A 12,052-nucleotide genomic window follows, 5' to 3' on the forward strand; every position below is an offset into this window, starting at 1 on the left:
TTTTCATAATTTCCGAAAAAATTGTGCTATGATGGTACATGTGTTTGTTAGTAATGGTTTGAATTTAGGTAATCTTACAAGAATATGACCAGAAAACTAAGAAAAGAGAAATAAAAAAAGAAAATAGACTGAAAGAATAAGAAAATAGAGATAAAGGTAAAATACTGTAAAAAAGAAGAGATTTTTCATATGGTAAGAGAGGAGAATATAATTGACAATGGTAGCAGGTAAGATATATTCGGAAATGGTATCGCTAATTCAACTTCAAGATGCACTTAGGCAAAAATATAGTGAGAAAATGGCAGCGGAACAAATGAGACAGTTTTGTTTAGATTCTTCTTCAAAAGATATCCAAAAAAAGGGCATGGAATTTTTATTTATAAATGGTTATCTTCACGACTTGCGAACATTAATTGAAAAAAACAAACGATCCAACGACCCATCCAATAGAAAGTGGGCAGAAGTTTACAAAATTCAACTACAAATTAGGGAAAAAGACTATAAACCTATTGAAGTTATAGAAAGAATTAATCAATTCGAAACAAATGAACCGGAATTATTATGTCTACTTGAGTTCGCCAAAGTGAATTTACAATTTAATATGCACAATTACCATGATCTCGGAAATGCAATTTGTAGATATGATGAGCTTCTCCCACAAATAAATGATTATTTTTTAGTGGAAAACTTTAAAATTAGGTATCATATCCTAACACTTACTTACACATTAATGCAAAATGAAATTATTATGACGAGAAAACATGGGTATAAATTACTGAACTTAACGTGTAACCCAGAAATACAAGTAAGCACACATATTAAATTGGGAGAATCCTATACGTTTGATTCTTATTCACAAGGGATGTTTCATTTGAAGGAAGCATTAAAAATAGCAAAAGAGCATAATTTGACATCCCAAATTGAGTTTATTGAGCAAACAAAGATTCCTTTTTTAGCTGCTCATTCCAATAAAACAGATAATATTACGACCACCGATAAAAGTGAGCAAGCACATTTAGAAATTATGAAAGGAAATCATAAGAAGGCAATTGAAATATTAAAGCAAATTCCTATAGATACACCATTTAAAAAATATTATTTAGGTAAGGCGAAACGAGATAAATCGTTATTATTACAATCCTATAAAGACTTTGTATATAAACGAAATGATAACTTCTTTTGTCGTTTACCTTTGCGTGAATTAAAAATACTATGACATGAAGCGTTTTAGCAAAAGCTGACATATAAGTTGTGTCAGCTTTATTTTTATATTGATTATTTAAAAATACAACTTGTCCGACAGCCTAAATATGGAATTTTTATCATAAATGGAGTGTAAGCGTAATAAAATGAATACTACCAATCAGTCATTTAGCAACGTCTGAGGTGAGAGCTCATTGTGGCTGGTAGTCTGAACATGATAATGAAAGCAGATTATTGTATTTTGTCAGTAGAAATTACAGAATATTCCTATAGAATTCGTTATTTAATTACGATTAACAATTTAATAGTTACATAGATTACTTTGTCGCTCCGATTATTATTCGTATGAATGAACATGCCGCACTATGATTAACACCTTGTCTCAGGTTCTTAGACACCTCGGAAGTTATCAACTTAGGGAGGCGAACGGTGTGCACGATTACATCAAAGAAAGAACGATTAAAATAGGTAATTATATCTTGGAGACAAGAAAAACAGTTCGAACGATAGCGAAGGAATTTGGTGTTTCCAAAAGCACAGTTCATAAAGATCTTACAGAACGCTTACCAGAAATTAACCCCGAATTAGCCGCTCAAGTAAAAGAAGTCCTAGAATATCACAAATCGATACGACATCTTCGTGGGGGAGAAGCAACAAGAAAGAAATATAAAGTAAACCCACCAAATAAGGATACTCCTAAGCCAGTAGGATAATGAGGAGTACTAGGATAGGACGAGAGATTTCTCGTCCTATTTTTGGCAGGTAGGAAAGTTTGTTGGAAGTACTTTAAGGGTGTATTTTGCAATAATTAAGTCATAACTTAATAGTAGTGAAATAAAATCTCCATTAATTTAAGCTAGAACCTCTGAGCCAGGGCAAATATTATAAAGTGTGGACAAATCATGAAAGTTTTGTGCTAGGGAAAATGAGAATAAATCTTGTATAGTTTTCTCTAGATGACGAATATGAAGTCATTGCTTTTGGTATTAATACAATTGCAAAATAAGATTGGTGAACAGGGTGGAGAGACCGTCAAGCCCATTGTTAACAGTTACAAACATTGCGGTATGATTGTCACCCTTTTTCACAGAATAAAATTAACTGATTTGTACACATGTATAACTATTTCAGCCTACCGAGACACTGATGGCAAATCTAATGTAATCTCAATAATTCCTCAAATGCCTTCGTCTCAATCCCCAAATCCCATTAAAAAATTCAACAAAAATCTTTTTAGATAAATGCAGTTAATTGTAGATTTTTGTGGTAAAATATTTTACTAGTAGCATTATGTTTTCGGACAGATGCAAGTTAATAAACTTAGGAGGATCTAGATACATGTTTTCTAGGGATATTGGAATTGACCTTGGAACGGCAAATGTACTTATTCATTTGAAGGGGAAAGGAATTGTTTTGAATGAGCCATCCGTTGTTGCGATGGACCGCAACACTGGGAAAGTCCTGGAGGTTGGGGAAGCTGCACGGCGTATGGTTGGTCGTACACCTGGAAACATTGAAGCAATTCGTCCATTAAAAGATGGAGTAATTGCTGATTTCGATGTAACAGAAGCAATGCTAAGGCATTTTATTAATAAAATCAATGTAAAAGGACTTCTTTCCAAACCAAGAATGCTCATTTGCTGTCCAACGAATATTACGAAAGTGGAGCAAAAGGCGATTAAAGAAGCCGCAGAGAAATCTGGTGGGAAAAAGGTTTATTTAGAAGAAGAGCCTAAAGTTGCTGCAATCGGTGCGGGAATGGAAATTTTCCAGCCAAGCGGGAACATGGTTGTTGATATCGGTGGAGGTACAACAGACGTTGCGGTACTATCCATGGGAGGTATTGTTACTTCCGAATCGATTAAAATGGCTGGGGATAAGTTTGACGTTGAGATTCTTCAATATATTAAGAAAAAATATAAATTATTAATTGGTGAACGGACTGCTGAGGAAATTAAAATTCAAGTTGCGACTGTATTTGAAGGTTCTAGAAAAGAAGAAATGGAAATTCGTGGTCGCGATATGGTTACAGGTCTTCCACGTACAATCTCTGTGGAATCGGTTGAAATTGAAGAAGCACTTCGTGAATCGGTTTATTTAATTGTACAAGCAGCGAAATCTGTTTTAGAACGTACACCACCAGAATTATCAGCTGATATCATTGACCGTGGAATTATTTTAACCGGTGGCGGTGCGCTTATCCATGGAATTGATCAGCTTCTAGCAGAAGAATTAAAAGTTCCTGTATTTATAGCGGAAGAACCAATGAATTGTGTGGCAAAAGGTACAGGTATCATGCTTGAAAATATTGATAAGATTGAAAAGAGAATTATCTAAGCCCCGAGCCTTGGAGGTGATTAGATGTTAAGAGGTTTTTATACGGCTGCAAGTGGGATGTTAGCGCAACAACGTGCACAAGAGACGTTAGCAAATAATGTAGCAAATGCGAATACTCCAGGGTATAAAGCGGAACAAGCGACTATAAGAGCTTTTCCAGAGCTTTTGATGCAACAAATGGGTTCTAAACAGACGCCTATGAAAAATAGCTCGAATGTAGCAACAACGAAATCAATTGGGGCGTTAAATACTGGAGTATATGTGCAAGAAACAATTCCAAACTTTCAGCAAGGGGATATCCGTGAAACGAAACTTCAGACGGATTTAGCCATTGTACAAGGTGATGTTCCTGACGAAAATGGTGCATTATTTTTTACAGTGCAAAATGATGCTGGTGATGTTCGATACACAAGGAACGGGAATTTCACAGTGGACGGACAAGGATACCTTGTAACAAGTCAGGGTTATTATGTTTTGGATCAAACAGGTAATCCGATTCAAATGGACGGTACATCGTTTTCTGTTACGCCAGATGGAATCATAGAAACAAATACGCAATACATTCCATTGGGCATCGCTTATACAGACAATGCACTAGAAATGGTAAAAGAAGGTAATGACTTATTTGCTGGGGAAACGGGTGCAGTCCCTGCTAATGCCAATTTTACAATGAAACAAGGATTTCTAGAAGGGTCAAACGTTGATGCAGTAAAGACGATGACGGAAATGATGAATGCTTATCGCATGTTTGAAACAAATCAGCAGGTATTAAAGGCCTTTGATGAAAGCTTGGGTAAAGCAGTTAGTGAAATTGGAAGAATTTAATGATTGGTGAAATTTAGAAGTACATGTTCAAAAGGAGGATGAAAAGGACCGAGGTCGGCTAAATGCGCAACGTCCTTTTGCAACGCCGACACTCGCACGTCCTGTGCTTCGCAGTTCGAGGCGGCGAAGTTTTGAGGAACGGAACGTATGCAATTAATACGTGAGTATCCGAAAAGCGAGCCAACTAGAAACGTCGAAGTGTCTTTTTCACCGGACTTTTTGAACGACCTTTAGGAGGAAATGTAATGTCTCGTATGATGATACAAGCAGCTGTAACAATGAACCAATTACAAAAAAAGTTGGACATTGTTGGGAACAATATCGCAAATAGCCAAACAACAGGATATAAATCTCGTGGAGCTGAATTTTCCTCCTTGCTTTATCAACAAATCGATAATTTGGAAAACCCAGGGAATGGAGAACAACGTCTAACACCTGATGGTATCCGAATTGGTTCAGGTGCTAGCTTAGGTGCAACCACTTTAAATCTGGATCAGGGGTCGATTGTTACGTCGGACAGAGCGTTAGATACTGCTTTGTTAAACGAAAATACGCTTTTTCAAATCCAAGTTACAGACAATGGGGTAACGGAAACGATGTACACTCGTGACGGGGCCTTTTATTTAAGTCCAAGCACGGATGGCAGGTCGGTAACATTGACGACGAAAGATGGAAATCCAGTTCTTGGTGAAAACGGTCCAATCACATTTAATAGTGGTTTTGATTCTATTTCCATTCGTGATAATGGACAAGTTGTCGTGGAACGTGGAGGTATTGTAGAAGAAGTAGGAACAATTGATATAGTGGAAGCAACCCGTCCAAATGTTTTGGAAGCGGTAGGACAAAATTTGTTCCGTTTGCCAAACCTAGAGGAACTGAATGATAATCTAGCGGATATTATCCAGGACGTTCCAGCACAGACGAAGCTAATTCAAAGTAATGCTTTAGAGCAATCCAACGTAGATATCTCCCAACAAATGTCGGACTTAATCCTGGCACAACGGTCCTATCAATATAATTCCCGCACGATTTCCATGTCAGATCAAATGATGGGACTTGTGAATGGATTGCGGTCTTAATTGGACTTTAACTTGTTATTAAAATAGTTCTAGATATGCGGTACCGCAATGTGATAATATTTTATATATAAAATGAAAAAGAATAGGCATTTTTATTTGCTTGTTTGAATACCATTTAATATATAGAACGGACGCGATTGTCAGGATTGAGGAGTTACAAATATGTCAACAGAACAGTTAGAAAAAGTTGCTGAGAATCCTACACGTAAAGAGCAGAAAGAGAAAACAGCTGAGAAGCAACCTAAAAAGAATCATGCAGAAACAAGAAAACAACTTAAAGAGCAAAAGAAAAAGGATAGATTTCAAAAGCTCGGACGCCTTCTAAAGACGGAGCGCCTTCCAAAGCTCAAACACTTTCTTAAGTTTGAACGTCGAGGACGAAGAATGTTCCCGATTTGGCTACGTATTATTGTTGTACTTTCACTTGCTGCAATTGCTCTAGTAGTAGGGTTAATGGTAGGTTATGGAGTTCTAGGCAATGGTAACCTAATTGATGCCTTAAAAATCGAGACCTGGCAACACCTGATAGATATTGTGGTAAAAGCAGAATAGCAAAAAAATTAGCATTTCATCATAGGATGGGGTGCTTTTTATTTTTCAATTCGTTTCACCCTAGAACTTTGATATAATAACGACAAGACTTATTTTTATTAAAAGGAGTAGATACCATGATGGACATCGAACAAATTAAAGAAATTATTCCACATCGCTATCCGTTTTTGTTAGTGGATAAAGTTACTGAAATGGAAGAAGGTAAACGTGTCGTTGGTCTAAAAAATGTAACCATGAATGAACCATTTTTCCAAGGGCATTTTCCAAAATATGCGGTAATGCCTGGGGTTCTTATTATCGAAGCATTAGCACAAGTAGGAGCAATTGCGGTACTTGGTATCGAAGCGAATAAGGGGAAAATTGGCTTTTTGGCAGGTGTGGACAAGTGTCGATTTAAACGCCAGGTGCGACCAGGTGATCAGTTAAAACTTGAAGTAGAAATTATAAGAATGAAGGGACCAATTGGAAAAGGAAAGGGAATTGCAACAGTGGATGGTGAATTAGCTTGTGAAGCAGAAATCACCTTTGCGATTAAATAAAATTTAAAAAAATGGTAAAAACATGAATGACTTTGTCATAAATGGAAATCCTAATCTCGAGACTATAAAAAAGGAGGCAACATTTATGACGAAGAAAATTCTTATTAAGTTAGGTGCATCACTGCTGGCAATATCTTTAGTAGCGGCGTGTGGTAACAATAATGATAATGATGATAATAATCCGGATAACGCGCCGGTAGAAGATCAAAACCCAACGAATGAAGCGCCAGCAGATGACGGAGTGAATGATAATAATGAGGATCCAATAACGGATGACAACGAAGCTCCGTTAAATCAAGAGGATGATAATGGAAACCTTAATCCAGCAGAAGACAATGGTTTAGATAATCAAGATGATAACAATGATGTAGAAAATCCAAATGATGATCAAAACCTTAACAAAAAAGATGATAAAGACAATAGAGACAATCAATAATACATCTACTTAAACAGAGCAGCTTTTAAAGTTGTTCTGTTTTTGTTATTTGAAGTCCTCTTGTTTTGTTGAAATTCTCTGATTTTATAGTACAATAATGAAGAAACAGAATAAAGTGAGGAGGATATTTATGGTGAAATCACCGTACTATATGGTAACAAAAGATACAAAAATGATAGTAGAGGAGGATTCAGCGTATTATCGTTCTAGTATTATTGAAGAAAATCAAACGATGAAGGATGAAAAAAGTTATTCCCCTTATAAACCCGAGCAAATTATTGATTATAATTGTAAACGTTATGGTTCTACGTTAAATGGTAGAAGAGAAGTTGTAGAAGAGATTTTAAAATCCTCAAGCAAAATCCCTATTCCAATTAACCCTCAGTCAGGTATTTACTTCATACCAACAGCTTCCACAAGAAACAAAAACTGCGTATGGATTGCGTATCACCAGATTAAACATTATAGAAAAAGCGATGAACAAACATTGGTTTTGTTTCATGATGGAACGAGCGAACTAATTCCTACAACGGCATCGGTATTCGACCGTCAATTTAAGCGTGCAAGCCAAGTGATTGTTCATTTTAATCGTTATACGTTATTCGGACATGGACCAAAACTGTGGTAAATGGTCATATACATTTGTGTTCAAAAAGGAGGATGAAACGGACCAAGATCGGCATTGCCAACTAGAAACGTCGAAGTGTCCTTTTCGCCAGACTTTTTGAACAACTTCTATAAAAGTGAAACATAATGAAGTGTTAACCGTACTACAAAAAAAGAGGATTCATTCCTCTTGTTAAAAATAAATTATCGCAAAATTTGCTTATTTCGGTGGAATGCTGAATTGGAAAATGAGATAATAAGGGGGGATGGTTGGAATTTAATGTAAGAATGAATATTCGCGCCACAACCCAATATGTTCAGTTCAAAGAACGTCTTTTAGGAATTACACTACACAAACATATGATGTTATACGAAAGGCGATTCACCTCCCACCTACCCATTGGGTTAAACCCTACATATTCCTTGAGGATGGGAGTCCTCTCGCCTAATTATGATAGAAAAAAGAAGAAGGTAAAGGGGGAAATTAGGGGAATGAAAAAAATTATTTTAGGATTTTCTTTTGTACTAATTGTTTCATTGCTTGCGGCATGTACAGAGAGTAATGACGCTGCAGAAAACGAGGAACAGGAAGAAAGGGTTGTAGCGGTAGAAACGGAAGAAGCCGTAGAAAAGGATCTAGTCATTGACAAGTCCATCTATGGTCGTACGGCACCTAATCATGTTGCACCGGTTGCGGTACAGACGCCTGGTGAGGTAAAAGAAGTGATGGTGGAAAATGAGGAAGAGGTAGATGATAATGATACGATTCTCAAAATCTCCACAGCTGTAGGAAGCCAAAATGTTCGTTCAACAACAGAAGGTGAAGTCATTAATCTTTTAGTGAATAAAGGAGATGTGGTGGATCCTGAAGAACCAGTTGCCATGGTTGCAGATCTTGACACAATAAAAATCGAATTTTCCGTAACAAAACAGTTACTTTCTTTGATTTCTGAAGATGACAAGGTAAACGTATTCATTGAGGATAAAGAATATGAAGCAGCCATTACGAATGTAGGTACACTTCCTAACGAAACAGGATTATATTCCGTTATCGCAACAGTAGATAATGAGAAAAGAGAGATTTTACCCGGCGTTGTTGCTGATATTCGTATACCTGAGAAAAAAGTGGAAACTGCTATTCTAATTCCAACTTCAGCCATTGTAAATGAAGAGAATAAGGATTTTATTTTTACGGTTAAAGAAAATGTAGCAACAAGACAAGAAATAAAGGTATTAGAAACAGAGTCAGATGTTACTGCTGTAGAAGGTATAAACGCTGGAGATCAAGTTGTTACGACGGGACAGTTGACATTAACCGACGGCGCTGAAGTGAATGTTACAGGAGGCGAGTAAATCGTGAAATTAATAAAAGCATCCGTGAATCGTCCAGTCGGTGTCATTATGATTGTACTCGCCATTATAGCTCTAGGTTTTGTTTCTGTACGTAACTTGGCGGTCGACCTATTTCCAGAGATTGAACTTCCGATCGCTGTTGTAGCAACTAATTATGAAGATGCAGCACCAGAGGATGTAGAGAATTTAATTTCTCGTCCAGTAGAATCAGCGGTTAGTACTGTTCAGGGGATTGACACGGTCCAATCGCAGTCACAATCAGGTGCATCTCTTGTGATGATGATGTTTAAGAATGGAACAGATCTTGATCAGGCCATGCTTGATGTACGGGAAAAAATCGACCAAATTAAGGGGATGCTTCCAGAACAAGCAGGGGATCCAAGTATTCTACGTTTCAGTCCCGAGGCATTACCTGTTATGTACATTGGTTTAACAGGGAAAGATGCTGCAACATTAACGGAACTTGCAGATAATCAAATCGTCCCTTTCCTTGAAAGACAAGAGGGAGTAGCTTCTGTAACAGTAGAAGGAGCAAAGATTCGAGAAATACAGCTAGTGGTTGACCCAGCCAAATTACAACAATATGGTGTCACTACGCAAATGATTCAGCAAGCACTCGGGGAAAGCAATCAATCCGCATCAGTTGGAACCGTGGATAAAGGAAATAAAGACTTGCAGTTACGAGTGACAGGAGAATTTGACTCGATAGATGATATTCGGGAAACAGTTATTCAAACCGAATCAGGCGCCATCCTACATGTGGATGATGTGGCTGAAGTTAAAGATACATATAAAGAGGCGAGTTCAGCTTCCTTAGTAAATGGGGAAGAATCCATTGTTTTGTCCATCATGAAGCAAACCGATGCCAATACAGTAGCAGTAGCAAACACCGTTCAGAAAAACTTAGAAACGATTCAAGCTGAACTTGGAGATGAAGTGAATTTAGATGTCATTATCGATACATCGGAGTTCATTCAGATGTCAGTGGATAGTGTTTTATCCAATATTATTATAGGTGGCGCTATTTCTTTCTTTATCCTATTACTATTCCTAAAGAGCATTCGTGCGACATTTGTTATCGGTTTATCGATTCCAATTGCACTTATTTCTACCTTTGCGCTTATGTATTTTACAGGACATACACTAAACGTCCTAACATTAGGTGGATTAGCGCTTGGGATTGGAATGATGGTGGATAGCTCGATTATTATTTTAGAAAACATTTACACGTATCGAAAAAATGGAGAAAGCTTGAAGGAAGCCGCAATTAAAGGTGCCTCCGAGTTAACTCCAGCAGTTATCGCTTCCACTACAACGACAATTGTGGTATTTTTACCAATGGTTTTTGTAGAAGGAATTGCGGCAGACTTATTCATGCCACTTGGAATAACGGTTGCCTTTTCTCTTATTGCTTCATTAGTTGTAGCAATCACATTAGTGCCGATGCTATCTTCTAAACTTTTAGCAAAATCAATGGAAGATAAAGGACGTAGATATTGGTTTGATAGATTCTTAGACTGGTTACGTAATAAATACAGTAACGCTCTTAAGAAAGTATTGAAATATTGCAAAACAAGCGTTTTCGTTGTTATCTTATTGATTGTCGGAAGTTTAGCACTTACTCCTTTGATAGGAGCGGAGTTTATTCCAGCATCTGACCAAGGGCAAGCAATGATTAACGTGGAAACGGAGCCAGGAACGAAATTTGAGTACACGTATAAGATTGTGGAACAAGTGAATGAAGTTTTGGCGGGATACGATGAAGTTTTAGATGTAAGTTATGTAGTAGTTAGTTCATCAGGTGGAATGATGGGCGCTGGTGGTTCCAATGGTGGTGCGAGCTATACGTTAATGCTTACACCAGCAAGTGAACGAACGAAATCCACGACCAAAATCGTTCAAGAAATGGATGAACAATTACAACAGATACCTGGTGCTGAAATTACGGCCACCGCAATGGATGGCGGAGCAAATATGAGCATGGGGGACCCAGTTCAAATTATTTTAAACGGTCCGGAACATGATGTGTTACGTAGTCTGTCTGAACAAGTAGTGGATGAAATTTCTACGGTTGAAGGGGTATTTAACCCAACAACAGGCGCATCGGATGGGATACCACATATGGAAATCCATGTCGATGAGGAAAAAGCGGCTATGTATGGATTAACCCCATCTCAAGTGACTGGACAAATTCAATTACAGTTTAATGGACAAATCGCAACACAATATCGTGAGGCTGGAAAAGAAATTGATGTCACATTAATTTATCCTGAAGATCAACGTTCGACTATTAATGATATTAGAGATATGAAGATTCAGTCAACTAACGGTGCAAGGCTTCCTTTAGAAGAAGTAGCAACTTTTGAGGAAACACAAGGACCTGCTACGTTACAAAGGGAAAATCAACAGCCACAAATGAATGTATCTAGCGCTCTTGTAGACCGTGATCTTGCAAGTGTGATGCAAGATATCGATGCAAAATTAGGTGCGATGAACTTCCCAGAAGGATATAGTTATTCCATCGGTGGTCAAGCGGAGGATATGGTAGAAGCGTTCGGGCAACTAGCATTAGCTCTCATTTTTGCCATATTCCTAGTATATGCGGTAATGGCTGTACAGTTTGAAAACTTCCTATTCCCATTCATCATCATGTTCGCATTGCCAACAACAATAATCGGGGTGATTATAGGATTTTTAATAACCGGAATTTCATTTAGTATACCTGCGTTTATCGGTATTATCATGCTCGCCGGTATCGTAGTTAACAACTCCATCGTTCTGGTAGATTATATTAATATATTAAGAAGACGAGGAATGACAAGAAGTAAAGCAATTGTTGAGGCCGGCCGCAGTAGGCTACGACCAATATTAATGACCACTCTCACCACCGTGCTCGCTATGGTTCCATTAGGATTAGCACTCGGTGAAGGAGCGGAAATGCAACAACCACTAGCAATTACGATTATTTTTGGTTTAAGTGCTTCAACTATATTCACGCTATTCTTCGTACCGGTTATATATATTATTTTTGATAATATTACAGAGAAGTTTACGAGAAGGAAAAAGAAAAAGGTGGTAGAAGAGTAAAGGAGGCCCACGCTAGGTGATAGCGTGGGTTTGTT

11 protein-coding genes are annotated in these 12,052 nt (G+C 37.5%); all 11 read left to right on the plus strand.

What is annotated here, in order from left to right; translation table 11 throughout:
* The first annotated feature begins 217 nt into the window (after positions 1-217).
* The 11 genes from KM885_RS03945 to KM885_RS03995 all read left to right on the plus strand — a co-directional run bounded on the left by KM885_RS03945 (position 218) and on the right by KM885_RS03995 (position 12,017).
* Entirely contained in the window at positions 218-1,216 is a 999-nt protein-coding gene (locus KM885_RS03945; RefSeq protein WP_225344068.1) for an AimR family lysis-lysogeny pheromone receptor, read from the plus strand.
* 418 nt (positions 1,217-1,634) lie between these two features.
* On the plus strand, positions 1,635-1,916 hold the full coding sequence (gene spoIIID, locus KM885_RS03950; protein ID WP_047183946.1) for a sporulation transcriptional regulator SpoIIID: 282 nt from the start codon (positions 1,635-1,637) through the stop codon (positions 1,914-1,916).
* A gap of 625 nt (positions 1,917-2,541) precedes the next feature.
* Positions 2,542-3,540: a rod shape-determining protein gene (gene mreB / locus KM885_RS03955; RefSeq protein WP_047183947.1), complete on the plus strand. Its 999-nt coding sequence runs from the start codon at positions 2,542-2,544 to the stop codon at positions 3,538-3,540.
* 24 nt (positions 3,541-3,564) lie between these two features.
* Entirely contained in the window at positions 3,565-4,365 is an 801-nt protein-coding gene (locus tag KM885_RS03960) for a flagellar hook-basal body protein (protein WP_216883548.1), read from the plus strand.
* Positions 4,366-4,610: 245 nt separating this feature from the next.
* Complete coding sequence (locus KM885_RS03965; RefSeq protein WP_145523389.1) at positions 4,611-5,444, plus strand: flagellar hook-basal body protein; 834 nt, start codon at positions 4,611-4,613, stop codon at positions 5,442-5,444.
* A gap of 162 nt (positions 5,445-5,606) precedes the next feature.
* Complete coding sequence (locus KM885_RS03970; RefSeq protein ID WP_047183950.1) at positions 5,607-5,996, plus strand: DNA-directed RNA polymerase subunit beta; 390 nt, start codon at positions 5,607-5,609, stop codon at positions 5,994-5,996.
* A gap of 116 nt (positions 5,997-6,112) precedes the next feature.
* On the plus strand, positions 6,113-6,535 hold the full coding sequence (gene fabZ / locus KM885_RS03975) for a 3-hydroxyacyl-ACP dehydratase FabZ (protein WP_145523388.1): 423 nt from the start codon (positions 6,113-6,115) through the stop codon (positions 6,533-6,535).
* 22 nt (positions 6,536-6,557) lie between these two features.
* Positions 6,558-6,971, plus strand: coding sequence for a hypothetical protein (locus KM885_RS03980; protein ID WP_216883549.1), 414 nt, complete (start codon positions 6,558-6,560; stop codon positions 6,969-6,971).
* A 130-nt stretch (positions 6,972-7,101) separates the two neighbouring features.
* Positions 7,102-7,599: a competence protein ComK gene (locus KM885_RS03985; RefSeq protein ID WP_168380737.1), complete on the plus strand. Its 498-nt coding sequence runs from the start codon at positions 7,102-7,104 to the stop codon at positions 7,597-7,599.
* 470 nt (positions 7,600-8,069) lie between these two features.
* Positions 8,070-8,930 (plus strand): efflux RND transporter periplasmic adaptor subunit, encoded by an 861-nt coding sequence (locus KM885_RS03990; protein WP_216883550.1) that lies wholly within the window; start codon positions 8,070-8,072, stop codon positions 8,928-8,930.
* 3 nt (positions 8,931-8,933) lie between these two features.
* Positions 8,934-12,017: an efflux RND transporter permease subunit gene (locus tag KM885_RS03995; RefSeq protein WP_216883551.1), complete on the plus strand. Its 3,084-nt coding sequence runs from the start codon at positions 8,934-8,936 to the stop codon at positions 12,015-12,017.
* The last annotated feature ends 35 nt before the right edge of the window (positions 12,018-12,052 follow it).

The sequence above is a fragment of the Oceanobacillus caeni genome, assembly GCF_019037185.1.
Taxonomy (GTDB): domain Bacteria; phylum Bacillota; class Bacilli; order Bacillales; family Amphibacillaceae; genus Oceanobacillus; species Oceanobacillus caeni.

Excerpts from the sequence above, each read along its gene's own strand:
- KM885_RS03945 (WP_225344068.1), top strand. The coding sequence starts at position 218 with ATGGTAGCAGGTAAGATATATTCGGAAATGGTATCGCTAATTCAACTT.
- mreB (WP_047183947.1), top strand. The coding sequence starts at position 2,542 with ATGTTTTCTAGGGATATTGGAATTGACCTTGGAACGGCAAATGTACTT.
- KM885_RS03960 (WP_216883548.1), top strand. The coding sequence starts at position 3,565 with ATGTTAAGAGGTTTTTATACGGCTGCAAGTGGGATGTTAGCGCAACAA.
- KM885_RS03965 (WP_145523389.1), top strand. The coding sequence starts at position 4,611 with ATGTCTCGTATGATGATACAAGCAGCTGTAACAATGAACCAATTACAA.
- KM885_RS03970 (WP_047183950.1), top strand. The coding sequence starts at position 5,607 with ATGTCAACAGAACAGTTAGAAAAAGTTGCTGAGAATCCTACACGTAAA.
- fabZ (WP_145523388.1), top strand. The coding sequence starts at position 6,113 with ATGATGGACATCGAACAAATTAAAGAAATTATTCCACATCGCTATCCG.
- KM885_RS03980 (WP_216883549.1), top strand. The coding sequence starts at position 6,558 with ATGAATGACTTTGTCATAAATGGAAATCCTAATCTCGAGACTATAAAA.
- KM885_RS03985 (WP_168380737.1), top strand. The coding sequence starts at position 7,102 with ATGGTGAAATCACCGTACTATATGGTAACAAAAGATACAAAAATGATA.
- KM885_RS03990 (WP_216883550.1), top strand. The coding sequence starts at position 8,070 with ATGAAAAAAATTATTTTAGGATTTTCTTTTGTACTAATTGTTTCATTG.